At 47.6% G+C, this 18,402-nt stretch carries 16 protein-coding genes; 4 read left to right on the top strand and 12 right to left on the bottom strand.

Features of this window, described 5'->3' with window-relative positions; genetic code table 11:
• From citD to HF864_RS05570, 3 genes are read right to left on the bottom strand one after another with little or no spacing between them, the layout of a single operon-like run.
• Complete coding sequence (gene citD, locus HF864_RS05580; protein WP_169462061.1) at positions 1–294, bottom strand: citrate lyase acyl carrier protein; 294 nt, start codon at positions 292–294, stop codon at positions 1–3.
• Positions 284–1,345, bottom strand: a complete 1,062-nt coding sequence (gene citC, locus HF864_RS05575) for a [citrate (pro-3S)-lyase] ligase (protein WP_169462060.1) — start codon at positions 1,343–1,345, stop codon at positions 284–286. The genes citD and citC overlap by 11 nt, the downstream gene beginning before the upstream one ends.
• A gap of 14 nt (positions 1,346–1,359) precedes the next feature.
• Positions 1,360–2,523 carry an NADP-dependent malic enzyme gene (locus HF864_RS05570; protein ID WP_169462059.1) on the bottom strand — a complete coding sequence of 388 codons (1,164 nt, stop codon included), beginning with the start codon at positions 2,521–2,523 and terminating at the stop codon, positions 1,360–1,362.
• A gap of 179 nt (positions 2,524–2,702) precedes the next feature.
• Here HF864_RS05570 and HF864_RS05565 point away from each other — a divergent pair, with 179 nt between their 5' ends.
• Positions 2,703–3,653 (top strand): sugar-binding domain-containing protein, encoded by a 951-nt coding sequence (locus tag HF864_RS05565; RefSeq protein WP_169462058.1) that lies wholly within the window; start codon positions 2,703–2,705, stop codon positions 3,651–3,653.
• A gap of 36 nt (positions 3,654–3,689) precedes the next feature.
• Here HF864_RS05565 and HF864_RS05560 read toward each other — a convergent pair whose 3' ends face one another.
• The 8 genes from HF864_RS05560 to HF864_RS05525 form a co-directional block, all read right to left on the bottom strand.
• Positions 3,690–4,478, bottom strand: coding sequence for an alpha/beta hydrolase (locus HF864_RS05560; protein WP_169462057.1), 789 nt, complete (start codon positions 4,476–4,478; stop codon positions 3,690–3,692).
• Between the two features lie 56 nt (positions 4,479–4,534).
• Positions 4,535–5,953, bottom strand: coding sequence for a DASS family sodium-coupled anion symporter (locus HF864_RS05555; protein ID WP_169462056.1), 1,419 nt, complete (start codon positions 5,951–5,953; stop codon positions 4,535–4,537).
• A 40-nt stretch (positions 5,954–5,993) separates the two neighbouring features.
• The gene (locus HF864_RS05550) at positions 5,994–6,914 is read right to left on the bottom strand and encodes an L-lactate dehydrogenase (RefSeq protein ID WP_169462055.1); all 921 of its coding nucleotides are present in this window, start codon (positions 6,912–6,914) and stop codon (positions 5,994–5,996) included.
• 195 nt (positions 6,915–7,109) lie between these two features.
• Positions 7,110–8,498, bottom strand: a complete 1,389-nt coding sequence (locus HF864_RS05545) for a flavocytochrome c (protein WP_169462054.1) — start codon at positions 8,496–8,498, stop codon at positions 7,110–7,112.
• Between the two features lie 16 nt (positions 8,499–8,514).
• The gene (locus HF864_RS05540) at positions 8,515–9,912 is read right to left on the bottom strand and encodes a class II fumarate hydratase (RefSeq protein ID WP_109588114.1); all 1,398 of its coding nucleotides are present in this window, start codon (positions 9,910–9,912) and stop codon (positions 8,515–8,517) included.
• 337 nt (positions 9,913–10,249) lie between these two features.
• The gene (locus HF864_RS05535) at positions 10,250–10,840 is read right to left on the bottom strand and encodes a peptidylprolyl isomerase (RefSeq protein WP_169462053.1); all 591 of its coding nucleotides are present in this window, start codon (positions 10,838–10,840) and stop codon (positions 10,250–10,252) included.
• A gap of 116 nt (positions 10,841–10,956) precedes the next feature.
• Positions 10,957–12,891, bottom strand: coding sequence for a sucrose-specific PTS transporter subunit IIBC (locus HF864_RS05530; protein ID WP_169462052.1), 1,935 nt, complete (start codon positions 12,889–12,891; stop codon positions 10,957–10,959).
• Positions 12,892–13,114: 223 nt separating this feature from the next.
• Entirely contained in the window at positions 13,115–14,155 is a 1,041-nt protein-coding gene (locus tag HF864_RS05525; RefSeq protein WP_169462051.1) for a zinc-dependent alcohol dehydrogenase family protein, read from the bottom strand.
• A gap of 87 nt (positions 14,156–14,242) precedes the next feature.
• On the opposite strand from HF864_RS05525, the gene HF864_RS05520 reads away from it, so the two are divergent.
• The 3 genes from HF864_RS05520 (at position 14,243) to HF864_RS05510 (ending at position 17,657) form a co-directional block, all read left to right on the top strand.
• A complete protein-coding gene (locus HF864_RS05520; RefSeq protein WP_169462050.1) occupies positions 14,243–14,689 on the top strand; it encodes a GNAT family N-acetyltransferase in 447 nt (148 codons plus the stop codon).
• Positions 14,690–14,790: 101 nt separating this feature from the next.
• Positions 14,791–16,254 (top strand): sucrose-6-phosphate hydrolase, encoded by a 1,464-nt coding sequence (locus HF864_RS05515; RefSeq protein WP_169462049.1) that lies wholly within the window; start codon positions 14,791–14,793, stop codon positions 16,252–16,254.
• Positions 16,255–16,271: 17 nt separating this feature from the next.
• Positions 16,272–17,657, top strand: coding sequence for a DUF2252 domain-containing protein (locus HF864_RS05510; RefSeq protein WP_169462048.1), 1,386 nt, complete (start codon positions 16,272–16,274; stop codon positions 17,655–17,657).
• 63 nt (positions 17,658–17,720) lie between these two features.
• On the opposite strand, the gene HF864_RS05505 is transcribed toward HF864_RS05510, so the two are convergent.
• Complete coding sequence (locus HF864_RS05505) at positions 17,721–18,395, bottom strand: VTT domain-containing protein (protein ID WP_169462047.1); 675 nt, start codon at positions 18,393–18,395, stop codon at positions 17,721–17,723.
• Positions 18,396–18,402 lie beyond the last annotated feature (7 nt).

Here is an 18,402-nt window from a genome sequence, read left to right as displayed (position 1 = left end):
TTACAATACCTCCCATGCAGGTTCATCAGTCGTCTTGGCAGCACGTTGCGCAGCGGCAATCGTGCGGGCCTTGATTACACAGTCCAAGGCACCCTTGTCAACGGCCTTAACCTTAGCGTTTTGAATTCCCATTGCCGTCAGCGTTTCAGTGATGACCTTCTTGATTTGATTGCCAAACTGCTTGGCAACGTCTGATTCCAAATCAATCGCAATGCCATCCGTACCCTTGGACAGCATGATTTGAATATCAGATGATTCCAAGGTACCAGCTACTGCGGTTTCCTTAATTTCCATTGATGTTCATTCCTTCCTTGATCCGCTCTTGAAGTATCGCAACATGGTCTTCAACGAACTTCTGCGTCGTTGCTGGGACGAGCCCCATGATAGCATCGAGATTGTCATCCTTGATGCATTTGCGTACCTCAGTCGCGGTAATATAATTTCCATTAGTTGCCGTCTTGCGCTCGATGATCTTTAACGCAACTTTAGGCGGCAGTTCCTGTTGCAAAACTTGATTATAGATTCCAGTCGTTCGTGATAACGGCTCACTGCCAACATAACGCGTCTTTATATTGAGTGCCGGTGCGATCGTGTCGCGAAAGACGCGGGCATCTAAGGTTGTCTGGTAGCGAATCGTCTGGTCGGCTGATTCCAAAAAGTAGGCTGGGAAAGTAGCATAACTGACCATATAATCGCCACCATCAACGACAATGACGTTCTTTAGGTCAGCCGTACCCGCTTTTACCAGTTCGAAGCGTTCACTGGTCTTAAACAGCGACAGATCCGTATTGACTACAAAGACATAAACCAGGTCGTTTTCTTTGGCGGCCTGCTCGACCAAATAGCGATGACCATTGGTAAAGGGGTTGGCATTCATTACAATACCGGCCACTTTTTTAGCCTCCTGCCCAGCCACTCTTGGAACAGCTGCTAAATAGTCATCAACGTTAGGGTCACCGGTTTCTAGAAAAGCGGCCACGTCTGAATGGGCAAGCTCTTTAAATCCAAGGTGCTGAAAGCTTGCCGAGTACTTGGCCTTGGTAAAGACGAACAGATGAAAGCGATGTTCCTGAAAGAGTCGATTCGTCAAAGCACTGACAATCGCATTGAATCTGGCTCCCGGTACGGCTTCTTTGTTGCAGACGCCAATGTATTTCAAGACATTGCCGGCCGCTGAACCCGTACCAACCAACTGGCCTTGTTCATCAAGCAGTCCCAGAGTAAAATCAATCTTGTCGACCTCAGCATCCGAAAAGTTGTGAATTCCTAACGACTCCAAAAACTGCTGCCATTTCTGCCGCGTGGCGCGATCACTCAGATGCAGGTCAACAATTTGATTTTCCATGGAACGACTCCTTTTTATTTTTGCTTTTTAGCGTAGTCCTCAACTGCTTTGGCAACGGTTGGAACAACGCGCTCATCAAACACGCTTGGGACGATGTTTTCAGCACTTGGCTTTTCAACAACGCTAGCTAATGCCTGTGCCACTGCTTTTTGCAGATCCATATCAACCTTTTTTAGACCACTGGTAAGCAGGCCTTTGAACAGTCCTGGAAAGGCCAGGATGTTGTTGACCTGATTAGGATATTGACTGGACCCGGTAGCAATTACTGCTGCACCAGCCTCTTTGGCTTTTTCAGGCGCAATTTCTTGGTGCGGATTGGCCAGGGCAAAGATAATCGGCCGTTCATTCATCTGCTTGACGTCATGACGGTTGATCACATTACCGGTTGAAAGTCCGATAAAAGCATCCTGTCCCTTAATGGCATCATGAATATTTTGATTCTCCATGCTCTTTGGCGTGCCCAGCTTAGCGGCGAACAAACGCTGATAGTCATTGGCCCGGTAGTCTTCTGACGTAATGACCCCATGCACGTCAACCAATGTCAGATGCTTGATTCCGGCCGCATATAGCAGCCGTGCGGTAGCCAGACCAGAGGCCCCCACGCCATTGATCACGATCCGCAGATCGGTCAGCTGTTTGCCAACGACCTTGGCAGCATTGATCAAACCGGCTAAGACCACAATCGCACTGCCTTCTTGATCATCATGATAAACTGGAATGTCCAACTCTTCACTCAAAGCATTCTCAATTTCAAAACAGCGTGGCGCGGCAATGTCTTCTAGGTGAATGCCGGCAAACGATAGTGAGATGTTTTTGATCGTCTTGATGATTTCTTGCGGGCTGACTTGATCAACTGCCAATGGAATTGCATTGATGTTAGCCAGATCCTTATATAATAAGGCCTTCCCTTCAATTACTGGCAAACCGGCAGCTGGGCCGACGTTGCCAAGTCCCAGTACGGCAGTCCCATCAGTAATCAGGGCAATCAATTTACCGCTGACCGTAAGCTTGTCTTTAAGTTCCGGATTTTCAGCAATCATTCTCGATAAGACCGCAACTCCGGGCGTATAAGCCTTTTGTAGATCAGCGCGATCCTCAATGTCAAACTCTGACTTAATGTTCAGCATCCCAGTATGGGCTTGATGCAGGCGAAGAATAGCATCTTCTTCTGAAGTCATCTAATCATCCCTTCAAGTTATCAAATTCTCAAACTCATCTAAATTTCAAATCTCTCATCAGTTATTTTACACGCTCTTTTTAACTTTTTCAAATAGTTATAATATTTTTTCAAAATTAAAAAAGTTTGATATTATTAAAAGAGATTCAGAATCGTTTTTAGGAAAGAAGGATCATTTGCATGAATGACATTACACAGCAGGGACAGTTGGCTGATATTGCCCGCGACTTTTATCTTGGGCAATTAACCATTACTCAACTGTCAGAAAAATATCAGCTGAGCCGCTATTTGATTACCAAGGCTCTAAATGAAGCGCGCGCGGCCGGTATCGTTAGGATCACCATCAATTCCCCCATTGATCGCAATACGGAATTAGAGACGCGCTTTGCCGAACTTTTTCCGCATACCAATACCATGATCATCAAGGATGCTGCTACGACCAATGCTGACATCGAAAACATCATCGATTTTGCGGCCGCTGAGGTTCAGCGCCATATCAAAAACAGCGAAATCGTCGGCGTCAGCTGGGGCGGCACTTTGATGAACATCATCAATCGCTTCCAAACCGAGGTGCGTGATGACCTGGTCTTTACCCAGTTTATGGGCGACAATCTAAAATACAGCTCCGCCATTGGGGCCACGCCACTAGTTCAGCAGGCAGCTGCCAAATACGGGTCCAGCTATCTGACAATTCCAGCGCCGCTTTACATTCTCAACGACACCGTTAGAGAACAGTTGAAAAACGAGCCGGCGATCGCCAATGTTTTTGAACAGTGCGGCAAAATGGATATGCTCTTTACCGGAATTGGCACGATTGATTCGGTCAACAGTATTCGCATCTGGCACCAAAGCCTCAACGAGATCTTTGAAAACGTTGATCGTCAAGAAATCGTTGGTATGCTGTATGGTCGCCCCTACAGTATCGATGGTCAGATTTTAACGCCAAAGAGTGACAAGCTTTTTGGTGCCTCAGTTGCCGCTCTTTTGGAGGTACCTTGCCGTATCGGCGTCGTTAAGAGCAAGTTCAAGGCGCGCGCCATGCTGGGAGCCTTACGCGGCAATCTGTTAACCGATATCATTACCAACGAAGCCGTTGCCAACCGCGTTTTGCTTGAATTGGACAATAATTGACTCAATGCGTCGTCTAAAAGCTAGGCGACGTTTTTATTATGGTGCGATCTTTTTGACAAAGTCACCCAAAACAGCATTGAACTCGACTGGCTGCTCGGCCATCACGGCATGTCCAGCATTAGCAACAACCTGTGTCTGAGCTTTTTCATTTAAGATTTGGATTGCTTGCAGAAAATCAGGATTAAAGTAAGGCGACTTTTCACCGGCAACCGCCAAAAACGGCACTGGCATTAAAGCAACGATGTCACGCCAGTCTTGAAAAGCATGATCAATGGCAAAATTTAAGTTGGCACTCTCATCATAAGGATGCTGTGCATTAGCCTGCCGAACAGCTGCTACCGTGGCTTCATCAATTTCAACTGCCGTAGCGCGGCCCAGCGGCATTTTCAGCGCTGCTGGAAATTCGTCCCATGATAAATCTTTAAAACCATAATGCCATGTCTCATCATTAATCATCTTAGGGCTTTGATCAATGTCTACCAGTCCATCCAACTGACCGCGCCCAAATAACGAGACGTAGCCAAACATTGTTGAAGCGCCCATTGAATGTCCTACTGCCAAACAATGCTCTATCGACAAGCTCTTCAACAATTCGTAAACATCAATCGCATGCCGCGAAATCCTTGCGCCTTTAAAAGTATGCTCAGAAGCCCCTTGATTACGGGCGTCAAACGTAATGACTCGATAGCCGTTTTGCAATAAAAATGCCTTGGTGGGCCGCCAGATTTCCTTACACATGCCCAAGCCGCTAACCAGCAGAATTGGATAGCCTGAACCCTCATCCTCATAATCCAGACGTACGTGATCTGATGTAATAAATTTCATAATCTTTCCTTTCGATGTAAAAAAAGCGACCCAGACCGGATCGCTTTTTTGCATGTCTACCACATGCCGATAACTTTCATCCAAAGCGGTGCCACCGTCAAGAAGACTACCAAGTAAAGCAGTCCCAAGACAAAGCTCATCCGCCACCATTCACCCTGCTTGACATAGCCGGAACTTGCCAAAATGGAAGCAGGACCGTTGGCATAGTGAGTAGTCGAAGCCATGATTGCCGAACAGAATGCCAGTGACATTGCCGCCAGCATAACTGGAGCACCGGCAGAAATCGCAACGCCGACAAATGGCGCGTAAAGAGCCGTAACGTGCGCCGTGGCACTGGCAAACAGGTAGTGAGCATAGAAGTAGATAACCATCAGAATTGCCAACACTGCAACCCAGTTCATACCATGCAGACCACTGGCGATCGATTTTGACAGCCACTTGATCAGGCCCATTTCAGAAAGCTCGCCGGCCATGAAGACCAGAATTGAAAGCCAGATCAATACGTTCCAAGCACCCGTTTCACTCAACAGATCCTTAGTAGTCAAAACCCCAAAGATCAGCAACAAGCAGATTGCCAAAAAGGCAACGAATGAAGCTTCAATGCCAAGGACATTGGACATCATCCACAAAATAATCGTTAAGATGAAAACACCAGCCATAACCTTTTCAGAAACCTTCATTGGTCCCATTTCGCGCAGGCTCTTGTCAGCCCATTCACGGGCATTAGGCGTTTCCTTGATCTCAGGTGGATACATCTTGTAGATGACATATGGCACCAAGATAAACAGCAGCAAACAAGGGACAACGCTGGCCGTAAACCAGCCCAGCCAGGTAATGTGAATCTTCATCGTCTTAGCCAGGGCAACGATAACCAGGTTAGGTGCCAAAGCCGTCATAAACATAGCCGAAGTGATGATGTTGCTGTTAAATTCAGAGAACGTCAGAAAGGCCCCGATTTTTTTACGTGAATCGTCATTTGGCTCAGAACCAAACGTCTTGGCCAGTGATTCAACCAGTGGGTACACGATCCCACCGGCACGAGCCGTGTTGGAAGGCGTAGCTGGCGCCGTGATCAGATCGATTCCTCCAACGGCATAGGCCAGACCAAGCGTCTTTTTACCAAAGGCCTTGATCAGATATAAGGCAATTCGGTGACCCAGACCAGTCTTGATGATCCCACGTGCCAACATAAAGGCCATGGCAATCAGCCAAGAAGAAGAGTTGCTGAAGGCCATCAAAGCATCATCCATTGGCACCAGTTTCGTCATGACTACTACCGTAAAGCCAATCAGCGTAACCGCGGCAATTGGCAGCGGCTGCGTAATACAGGCAGCAATCGTTGCAATAAAGATCGCCATCATATGCCAAGCGGCAACTGATACGCCGGCTGGTCGGACTGGAGCCGTGAACCAGATCAGCAGCCCGATAATTAATGGGGCAATAAAGCCCTTATACTTAACTTTTGCTAAACCCATTGTGATATTTCCTCCAAAAAGGTTGTCTCAAAATCCTAATCTAAAGCTCAACGCCATCCAAAACTTCTTTCATTTTGGCGGCGGAGTGCTGCATTGCCGCTACCTCGCGTTTTGAAAGCGGCGTTTCAATGACATAGCGAATTCCAGTCCGGTTAACAGAGGCTGGCGTCCCCAGATACAGATCCTTGATACCGTATTGACCATTCAATGGTGCCGAAAGTGGCAAGACAATCGAACGGTTGAAGATGATGGCTTCACAGATCAAAGACAGGCAGCGGGCCACGCCGTAGTAGGTGGCACCCTTGGAACGAATGATGGCGCCACCCTTTTTCTTAACACCAGACTGCATTTCCGCAAGCTCTTCATCAGTAACGTCAGCAAACTCCTTTAATGGTTTGCCGGCAATCGTTGCTTCATCAAAGTTGGCAAACGATGTGTCACCGTGCTCACCTAAGACGTCAACGCTGATTTCACGTACCGGCACATGGCAGCGCTTGGCAAGTGCCACGCGCAGCCGAGCCGTATCAAGCGACGTCCCCGTACCGATGACCCGGTTCTTTGGAAAACCAGAGATCCGCTGCGTCAGCGTTGTCAAAATATCAACTGGGTTGGAGGCGACGACAAAGATTCCCTTAAAGCCGCTCTTAACGATTGGGTCGATGATCGTCTTTAAGATCCCAACGTTTTTGTTAACCAGATCCAGCCGACTCTCACCCGGCTTGCGCGGAATTCCGGCCGTAATAACTACAACGTCAGTGTCAGCCGCATCCTCATACTTGCCACCGCGTACTACCGTCGTACCATCGAACATAGCCAGGTCTTCTAAATCCATTGCATCACCAGCCGCTTTTTGCGTCTTACGATCAACAATGATCAATTCATCCAGACTAACGTGTTGCAGTAAATCGTTGGCAAAAGCGGAACCAACCGCACCGTCGCCAACCAGCATAACTTTTGACATATCTGATTTTCCTCTCTACTCGACTGAAAAAGACTGTTTAGACACTTTTTCAAAAATTTTCTAACAAAATTCAGTATTGTACACGCTTCTTGTGATAATTTCAACAAAATAATGGCTAATAATACGACAGGGCAAAATCCCTAACCCTGCCGTATTCAAATATTTAGACCCGCGTACGCTATTGAAGGCAGAAAATTAATGTTCGCGAGCGTAAACCGTTACTTGTTGACCGGCTTGACGACCAAAGATGATCGTTTCAGCAATTGAGTTACCGCCGACCCGGTTGTTACCGTGCAGACCGCCGGAAACCTCACCGGCTGCGTACAGACCAGGGATCACGTCACCATTGCCGTCAAGAACCTGCGTCTTGGTGTTGATGTGAATTCCACCCATCGTGTAGTGGATGGCTGGAGCAATGTGAATGGCAAAGTAGCCTGACTTGGACAGATCGCGATCCATCCCCGTCGTCCGACCGAATTCTTTGTCTTCACCGGCTTGAACGGCCTGGTTCCAAGTTTCGACCGTATTCTTAAGCACCGCCGGATCCATCTTCAGGTTCTTGGCCAGGTCTTCAACCGTGTCACCATGAACAACCAAGCCAACCTTGTCGTAGAACTCAATAGCCTTGGCATGGTCACGAACGCCTTGGTCAAAGATCAGGTAGGCACTATGTTCTGGCAAGGCGGTAATCGTTTCGGAAACGATCTTGCGCGTGTTCAGTTCATTAACAAAACGTTCACCTTGGAAGTTGACCAAGATGGCCCCTTCACCACGAACGGCTTCGCCAATCAGGTAGACGTGTGGATTGTCTTGTTGAACGGTTGGGTGAACTTGAACAAAATTCATCTGCGTCAATTGAGCGCCAACCTCTTCAGCCAGCTTTAAGCCGTCACCGGTTGCCCCAGGCTGGTTGGTCGTCTTGTAATCAGCCAGGTCTGGACGATAGCGCTTGATGTATTCCTTAGAGGCCCCAAAGCCACCGGTTGCCAGCAGCACAGCCTTAGCATTGATCTGCTTTGGCTGACCATCAACGCTGGCTACGACCCCGGCAACTGCGCCTTGGTCGTTTTTAACCAGCTTTTCAACCTTAACCTTGTTAAAGACGGGGATGTTTTCTTTAGCAGCGACATCCAGCAGACTCTTGACCAGAAAACCACCAATTGGAGCCATTGAAGCTGGACGGTGGGTCCGCTTCTTGGACATCCCACCGGTAATCGTAACGTCTTCTAGCTTGATGCCATGGTCGGCCAGCCAGTCGATTGCAAGTGGTGAGTGAACAACGAAGAAACCAAGCATGTCCTTGTCGTTGAGCTTACCGCCGTCTTTGTAGGTTTCGCGGTAAAAGTCATTGATGTTGTCAATAATGCCATGCTTGAGTTGAACGTTGGTTTCAGCAGCGTTCATCCCAGAAGAGGCTCGGTTGGTATTACCGCCAAGCTGTTCTTCTTTTTCCAGCACGGCAACGTTCATCCCCAGTTCATGAGCTTGAATTGCAGCCGCCAGACCGGTACCGCCAGAACCGACGATCACGGCATCATAGCTGTCTGCCAGCTGACTGACTGGCGTGGTTTGAAATTGTGCCATTTTGCAGCTCCTTTAACTAGTCTTCGTAATCGTGACGATCGGCGTTGGTCATCTTCAGCGGATCCATCCATTCGTCGTATTGCTCTTCGGTAACCTTGCCAGACTTCAAGGCAGCTTCTTTCAGCGTGCTGCCAGCCTTGTCAGCAGCTTGAGCAATCTTGGCACTGTCATGGTAGCCAATGTGTGGGGAAAGTGCCGTAACCGTCATCAGTGAGTTGTCCAGCAGTTCCTTCATCCGCTTTTCGTTGACCGTCAGACCATGAATCATCTTGTCAGCAAAGCCCATCGTCGTACCCGTCAGCAGGTCGGCAGATTCCAGGAAGGCATCAATCATAACCGGCTTGAAGACGTTCATTTCAAAGTTACCTTGTGAGGAGGCAGTTGAAACGACCACGTCATTGCCGAACACTCGCAAAGCAGCCATCGTAACGGCTTCAGCTTGAGTTGGGTTAACCTTACCAGGCATGATTGAAGAGCCTGGTTCGTTAGCTGGGATGTGCAGTTCACCATAGCCGGCCCGTGGACCAGAAGCCAGGAAACGGATGTCTTGAGCGATCTTAAACATGTCGGCAGCCAGCGTCTTCAAAGCACCATGAACCACATTGAGGCCAGAGTGGTGTGACAGGCCATAGAACTTGTTGCTCTTGGCAGTCAGCTTCAGACCGTATGCTTGGCTTAGCTTTTCGGCGATCTTTTCAGGCATGCCTTCAGCAGCGTTCAGACCAGTACCAACAGCCGTCCCACCGATTGCCAATTCTTCCAGCGTTGGTTCAAGCTGTTCGATGTACTTAAGGTCGTGTTCAAGTGCAGATACGTAGCCGGATACTTCTTGACCAAAAGTCAATGGAACGGCATCTTGCAAGTGAGTCCGACCAACCTTAACCGTTTCCCAGTACTTGTCTTGTTTGATCTTCAATTCATCGATCAGGTGTTGTACGGCTGGCTTCAGCTTGTCCAGTGCTTCTAAGGCAACGACGTTCATAGCAGTTGGGAACGTGTCGTTTGAGCTTTGGCCCTTGTTAACATCATCGTTAGGCAGGATTTCAACGTCTGGGTTGATCTGCATTGCCTTATGAGCTACGACTTCGTTAGTGTTCATGTTGGTCTGCGTACCGGAACCGGTTTGGTAAACCTTCAATGGGAAGTCCTTGCGCAGATCTTCATCGCTCAAAGCCAGCAGTTCATCAACGGCTTTAACGATCAGGTTACCCTTTTCTTCAGAAATCGCGTTGGTTTCCATGTTAGCTTGAGCAGCTGCCTTCTTAATGTTCAGCAGTGCACGAATAATAGCGATTGGCATGTATTGGCCAGTTGGGAAGTTGTGACGGCTCCGTTCAGTTTGAGGACCCCACAAAGCATCGGCAGGGATTTGAACTGGACCTAGAGTATCTTCTTCAGTACGAAATTCTGGCATATTAAAACCTCCAATTGAATTCAACATGCGATATAAACAAAGTGATGTAAGCGTTGTTGCTTTTCTACGGTTCCAACTTTACTCTGCACAAACTGCTATAGTCAAAACACATAGAGCTTATAACAATTACTTATAATCCCCCATCAAAAACCCGTTACCAAGCCGTTTTAATCTTTTTGAAACTTTTGCACAATCTTTAATTAATTTCAAAAAAATCTAAAAATCTTTCGCCCGTTCGAGTAATCAGTCATTTTATATGTAATCGGCTATTAATCTCAAGGCATATAAAAAACCGCAGACAGCCTTTAAACACTGTCTGCGGTTTGATAATCATATGCTAAGCTTCATCAATTTCAACCGTTGTCATTACAACGTCTTCTTTCGGCTTGTCAGCCGCATCACGAGCAACCTTGCTGATCTCGTCAACCACGTCCATGCCGCTGACTACCTGGCCAAAGACGGTATGATGTCCATCAAGCCAAGGCGTGCCACCATTCTTTTCGTAATTGGCTACGACTTCGGCTGGCCAGCCCAGCTGCTTCATTTGACCAATCATATTATCAGGCACCTGCGTAGCACTGACGATAAAGAATTGGCTGCCGTTGGTATTGGGGCCGGCATTGGCCATTGACAGCGCCCCATTGAAGTTAAACAGTTCACGACTGAATTCATCTTCAAACGGTGCGCCAAAGCTGCTTTGACCGCCAGCACCGGTACCGGTTGGATCACCACCTTGAATCATAAATTCAGGAATGACCCGATGGAACGTCACGCCATCATAGTAGCCTTGCTTAGCAAGCGTAATGAAATTCTCAACCGTCTTGGGCGCCTGCTCTGGGAACAATTGAATCACGATGTCACCGTGGTTGGTCTTAATAGTTGCTTTAGGACCCTTGGCATCAGCCAGGTCTAATTGTGGAAAAGTCATTTTTACCTCCTCAAGCATTAAACATTTTGAATATTAAATTTTATTATATAAAAAAAGCAGCCCGATTCCCAGTAATCGAGCTGCTTTTGCATTAATGCAGAGAAGGTATTTGATTTTTAGTTGGCAACTTGAATCAGCTTTTCGCCATGCTTGATGTCGCCCTCTGCTACGTGTTCAACCTTGGCATAGCTAGCCGTGTTGGTAACAACGACCATTACCGTAGTGTCGTAGCCGGCAGCTTCAACTGCCTTGAGATCAACCGTTCCCAGCTTGTCGCCGCGCTTAACGGTTTGGCCCTGCTCAACCGCGCTGGTAAAGTGTTCGCCCTTCAGGTTAACCGTGTCCAAACCAACGTGGATCAGAATTTCGGCACCATCGTCAGACGTAATGCCATATGCATGCTTAGTAGCGTAGGCAACGGTAATCTTACCATCAACTGGTGAGTAAATAGTGCCATCACTTGGTACAACGGCGGCGCCATCACCCATCATCTTTTGGGAGAAGACCTCATCTTTAACTTTGGACAGATCCTCAACCTTACCATCAACTGGGCTCAAGACATCCTCGCTCTTAACGGCACTGGCTGGCTCAGCAGCAGTTGCTTCTGCTTGGATCTCAACGGCCTTGGCTTCAGCATCAGCTTCAGTCTCGGTAACCGGGTCAACCAAGTTGTGGTGGGCCTTGCCGTAGAAGAACGTAACACAGAATGCAATGGCAAAGCTGACCAGTTCACACAGAATATAAAGCGGAATCGATTTGGCATTGATTGAAAGGAAGCCAATGAAACCAGCGGAACCGAGCGATACGGCAATAACGTGGAACATACCGGCCAATGCACTGGCCACACAAGAACCAATCAAAGCACAGAAGAATGGAAACTTCAATTTCAGATTAACCCCGAAGATGGCTGGTTCCGTAATCCCCAACAAGGCCGAAACCGCAGCTGAACTGGAAAGCCCCTTCATCTTCTTGCTCTTGGTCAAGAAGTAGACCGCTGTCGTCGCAGCCCCTTGCGCAACGTTAGCCATTGAGGCAACGACAAAGATAAAGTCGCCATAGCCAGTACCTGACTTAAAGGCTGAAATCAATTGCGTTTCGATGGCTGGGAAGCTTTGGTGCAGCCCCGTCAAGACAATTGGTGAGTAGAAGGCACCAAAGATACCAGTGCCGACCCAGCCAAGCGTGTTGTAAATCCAAACAATTGCAGCCGTGATCCAGTCGGAAAGATCCCGCATCACTGGACCCACGATGGTAAACGTCAGAAAACCAGTCAGCAGAATCGACAGCAGTGGCGTAAACGTGAAGTCAACCGCACTTGGCAATTTCTTATGGAACCACTTTTCAAAGATTGACAGCAGCCAAACTGCAGCCAGCGCCGGAATAACCTGCCCCGTGTAAGGCTGCATTGAAACGTGCAGACCAAAGACGTTCCAGAAATGACCTGCCTGCAGCAACGGCGAGGTCATCATCATACCAACAACCGCGCCCAGGAATGGGTTGGCGCCAAACCGTTTGGCACCAGAGATCCCAACCAGAATTGGCAGGAACGTAAATGGTGCTGCCGACATTACGTTGACCATTGATTCAATGCCCTTGAGCGAAGGGTACATCTGAATGACTGACTTAGGCCCAAACAGACCAGGTGAAGCCAGCACGTTGTCCAAAGCCATCAAAAGACCGCCGGCAACCAGGGCTGGAATCAACGGTACGAAGATGTCAGACAACAGCTTGATGAACGCCATCACTGGATTCGTCTTTTGGTTCTTAGCTGCAACCTGTTTCAGATCATCGGTTGACATTTCTTTTAAACCGGTAATCTTAACCATTTCATCATAGACATTGTTGACATCACCAGGGCCGATGATGATCTGGTATTGACCATTCGTTTCAAACGTCCCTTTGATGTCAGCATCATTATCCAACATTTTTTGATCGATCTTGGAATCATCCTTGACCACCAAACGAAGCCGCGTGGCACAGTGTGCAGCAGCCACGATATTATCTTTGCCCACCGCTTTGACAACGGTTTGGGCGACTCGTTTATGATCCATAATTGCTCTCCCCAGATAAATAATTGCATTACTAACCAGAATAAATAATTCTCAAATAACTGTAAGCGCTTTTACTTTTATTTATCATACCCGCTTTTCAACAAATGTCAATCGTTTGACATTTGTTTTTACCGGTTAAATGACAATGGGTTGACATATAAGCCCGTTTTAAAGGCATTTAGATCCCCTTAACGAGTTTAAAAAAATTTTAAATATTAACCAATTATTGACTGACACGCAGGACACACGCCCCATCGATGTCACCCTGCTTAACGCGTCTTAGTGCCTCATCAGCTTTTTTTAATGGATATTCAGCAACCTTTGGATGAATATCCAATCGATCGGCTAGGGTCAAAAACTCCTCACCATCGCGTCTGGTATTGCTCTCAACACTGGTTATTACCTTTTCATGAAAAAGATGTTCTTGATAGGTCATTGTCGGTACATCGCTCATATGAATTCCTGCCAATGCCAATGTTCCACCTGATACCAGATTCTCTAAGGCGTTTGGGATCATTTGGCCAGCTGGTGCAAACATGATTGCTGAATCAAGCGGCACCGGCGACTTGTCATAGGCTCCCTGCGCCGAGGCACAACCTAGCTGAAGTGCAAATTTTTGTGCATCATTGCCACGTGTAAAGACATGCACCTCAATTCCCTGCTTGATGGCAATCTGGGCCGTAATATGGGCTGATCCGCCAAATCCATACAACCCTAGTCGGCCACCTGCTGGCACGTTGGCACGCAGATAGGCTCGATAACCAATGATCCCGGCACAAAGCAGTGGTGCAGCCGTCAGATCGTCAAAGCGTTCTGGAATCCGGTAGGCAAATCCTTCTGGGACAGTGACGTATTCGGCATAACCGCCATCATGATCCCAACCGGTATAAATCGAATGCGGACAAAGATTTTCACGCCCTGAGCGACAAAAACGACAAACCCCGCAAGCATGCCGAAACCAAGGAATCCCAATGCGCTCACCTAATTTGAAGCGTTGCGTGTCATCACCAAATGCCGCTACTCGTCCGACAATTTCGTGACCAGGCGTAACGTTTGGCTGATGAATTGGCAGATCGCCTTCGCTGACGTGCAGATCGGTATGACAGACGCCACAGGCCAGTACCTTGACCAGGATCTCACCACGCTTAGGCCTTGGTACCGGCTTTTCAACAAATTTCAATGGTGAGATCTCGCCATCAACCGGACCGGGCTTAACGACTTCCCAGGCATGCATTGTTTCAGGAATTTTTTCATTTATTTCCATATTGCCACCTCGTTTGCTAAAAACTTATACTTAATCCACAAGTAAATAATAACGCAGATTCAGGTTTACATTATTAAGAGGTTTATCATGATTGATATTAAAAAAACAGACGAACTGACACCCCAAGAACTGGTTACGATCTTTAAAGAGCGGACGCGCGTATTTGTCGTTGAACAGACCTGTTATTACCAAGAAGTCGATGATGATGACTATCATTGCTTTCACGTCCGGCTGCTTAATGATCAGACCAATGAACTAATGGCCTATTCACGTATCATGCAAAAGGATGGTTACGTAACGTTTGGACGCGTATTGGTTGTTGAGCGTTTTAGAAAACAAGGACTGGGCAAGCAGCTGCTTAGTGCCGTTTTGGCTTTTATCGCCGCAAACTTTCCAGGCCAAGACGTCGAGATTGAAGCTCAGGCCCACCTTACTAAATTTTATGGCAGTTTTGGCTTCAAGCAGACTTCCGAAGTCTACCTACTGGACAACATTCCTCATTGCCAAATGCGGCTGACAGCTGCCAATATTTGATAAACGTTTGACACAAAGCATTCAACTCCTTAAAATTAGAAGGTAAAACAGCGCTTTCAAATCAGTTTCCGATTATCTAAAACAGTAAGGAGTTAAATATTATGGAATGGACTCGCGAGCAGCGCTATCTGCCTTATGAAAAGCATAGCGCCTTAGAATTATTAAAACTGCAGGCTCAGGCTGATAATTCGCCTTATCAGATGCATTATCACGTTCGGCCAAGCTCTGGTCTTTTAAACGATCCAAATGGTTTTTCCTATTACAATGGTGAATGGCATGTCTTTTACCAGTCATTTCCATTTGGTGCCGCCCATGGTCTGAAGTCATGGATGCATATGACCTCACCTGATCTTGTGCACTGGAAAGATCACGGTCTGGCCTTGGCACCCGATACCGAATACGACAGTCATGGAGCCTATTCCGGGTCGGCACGGGCCATCGATGATCGCTTGTTTTTGATGTATACCGGCAATCATCGTGACCAAGACTGGCAAAGAACACCATACCAGCTGGGCGCCTGGATGGATGAGCAAAACCGCGTAACCAAGCTAGACCAGCCACTATTTGTCAATCCTGACCACATCAGCGAGCATTTCCGTGATCCACAGTTGCTTGAACATGATGGCCGATACTATGCCATTATCGGGGCGCAGGAAAAGGCCACCGAAGAAGGTCACATCGATTTGTGGACCAGTGATGACCTGATCAATGGCTGGCATGAAGTGGGTTACGTTGACTGTATGAAAGACTCGATGGGTTATATGTGCGAATGTCCCAACCTGATCGATGTTGACGGTCATCCCGTTTTGATCTTCTGTCCTCAAGGCTTGGATAAAAGGGTTGCCGATTATGAAAACATTTACCCGAATATGTATCTGACTGGTGATGAATTTGACTATGAGCAGGCCAAACTGATCAACAGCTCGCAGACTCCCGTCAATCTAGACGATGGCTTTGACGTCTATGCAACTCAGGCCTTCAATGCTCCGGATGGCCAAGCCTATGCCATCAGCTGGGTTGGGCTTCCCGATCTTTCCTACCCAACTGATGAAGAGAACTGGGCCAATTGCTTAAGCCAGGTCAAGGAGCTGCACTACCAAAACGGACGCCTAATTCAAAAACCGGTCCCAGCAATGAAAGAATTGCGAAGTCAAGCCGAGTCATTCAACGGTAACGTCAGCCATATCAAGACTGGACGGCAGTTTGAAATGGAAGTCGACATTGCTGCCGACCAGGCTGGGACGCTCTTTTTGACAGCTTCGCAAGATCTTTCTGCCGGTTTGCAGGTGCGTTTTGATACGCGGACTGGTAAACTAAGCGTAGATCGCAGTCATGCCGGCCAACCTGTCGCTCCTGACTTTGGCACGGTACGCAGCGTAGATCTGCCAGCCGATCAGCCATTAAAGCTTGATATCTTTATCGATCACTCACTAGCCGAGATCTTCGTCAATGATGGCGAGCACGTCTTGACGTTGCGGTTCTTCAATGATCCATGTCAGGTCTGGGCAGGCTTTAGTGAACGCATCAATGCTCATGGTACGGTCTGGCAGCTGAAAAACATGTGAAGGAAGTTTTGTCAGTGATGCTCAATCAGCCTCTGGATGTTTTTGATCTTAAAAAGGTCCAGGTCAACGCCACCAAAGCCGAGTTGGAAAACGATGGCAAGTTGCAAAGACGCCAGGTTCCAGTCGAAAAACTCGGCGAATACGTCCCTGTTCAGCGCGATCCAATTAATTTGATCAAGCTGACCGAAGCCAAGATGATCCCAGAACTTTTGCCTTTGCGTCATCAACGCATGGCTGCCAGTCGCTTTGCTTTTTTTCGTGGTACTGCCGAATTAATGGAACAAGACCTCAAGCAGCAGTTTCAAAGCGGTATCTCAATTATCATCAACGGCGACGCGCATCTGGGAAACTATGGCTTTTATGCCTCACCGGAACGCAAACTGCTTTTTGATTTAAATGATTTTGACGAAGCCAGAATCGGCAACTGGGAAAGCGACCTAAAACGCTTGCTGGTCAGCACCTATTTGGTCGGCTTGCAAAACGAGTTTGACATTGATCGCATGCGGACGCTTTTAGGCAGCATGTGCAAGGTCTATCGACGCGGCGTCAAACATGCCGAAACCCTGAGCCTTTTGCAGCGCTTTTATTTCTCATATGAGATTCATGACATGATGCAGACGCTAAACTCATTAGAAGACACAGATCGTGCCGAAATGAGTCGCATCATTGACCGAATTCTCAAAAAGAGTCCCAAAAACAACTCAGAAATGGTCATCAAAAAATTCACCACGCTTGATCTGCGCGGTCGTCTCGTTTTTCGGGAAAATCCGCCACGTGCACGTCACGTCAGCGATCGAACGTTCAAACAAATCCAAGCAGCGTTTAACAGCTACCGCAACTATGTCAGAGAAGACGTCCGCGTTTTATTGGCCAGCTATCATCTTTCAGATGTAATCCGCTACAGTGTAGGAGTTGGCAGCTTTGGCACGCGCTGCTTTTTGCTGCTGTTGACTGGGATCGATGGCAGTCACCTGGTTTTGCAGATGAAAGAAGCCCTGCCATTGCGCTACAACTTATTAGCCATGCCAGTTGCCGAATCAATCAAAAGCAGCCTTAACGCTGGACGCCGCATCGTTACGGCTCAAAAGGTGCTGCAGTCGGCCTCGGATCCATTTTTAGGCAGTACGCATTTTGACGGTCGGGGCTATTATCTGCGCCAATTCCGTGATATGAAGGAATCAATCGATGCTACCCGCCTGGATCTGGAAAGTCTAAGCGTCTATGCCGAAATCTGCAGTTTTCTTTTGGCCATGGCACATTTCCAAAGTCCAACGGCACCACGAATTGCTGGCTATCTGCGCAAGCAAAAACAATTGGACGAGGGCTTAGCCAACTGGGCGATTAAATATAGCGAACAGGTTGATCAAGATTATCAACGCTTCTTAGCCTATCTGGCTCAATAAATATTTCAAAAACACCTCATTTGGCAAATGACCAAACGAGGTGTTTTTAGTTTTCAGATATAGTTAGACTGCTGGACTGGCCGGTTTTTTCATCCGACGCCGAATCAAGAAATACATCGCAATCAAAATCAGCAGTGCGACTACCACCCCGCTGCAGCGCTTGAAGTCGGCATTGAACAGCGCATCACCACCAAATGCATACAAAAAGGAGGTCGGCAGCATCCCACCAGCAATCATCAGCAGAAACCGCCAACGATCAAGCTTCATTCTAACCCCGGCATAATCGACCAAAACACTGGGAATTACGGGAATCATATAGCCGATTGTCAAACCAATCAAGGGGTGGCGCTGGTCGGTCAGTGCCGTCAGCAGGCGACTGGTTTTAATTTTTTTCGAAACGTCGATATGCTTGATCAGCCATACCACCAGACAGCTGCCCAAAATGTTGCCGGTCCAGTTCATCAAAAAACCGGTCAATGGTCCATAGCATAATCCCGCCAGAATGCAGAGCAGCGAGTTGGACATACCAGGAATTGCGTTTAAAAGTCCAATCACAATAGTCAATAAGACAATATCAGCGGCCCCATGCGATCGGATCAGTCGCATCAACTGGTGACGATGCGCCGTGGTTGGATCAAGCACCAGCATCAGTTCATGGCGAAAATCCCAAACCAGCATTGCCAGCCCTAGAATTGCCAGGACGCCACCGATGATTAAGATAATTCTGCGTTTTTTCATTGAAATC

It is taken from the genome of Lactobacillus sp. MRS-253-APC-2B (assembly GCF_012843675.1).
Classification (GTDB): Bacteria; Bacillota; Bacilli; order Lactobacillales; family Lactobacillaceae; genus Limosilactobacillus; species Limosilactobacillus pulli.
This window is presented reverse-complemented; position numbering and strand designations above follow the sequence as displayed.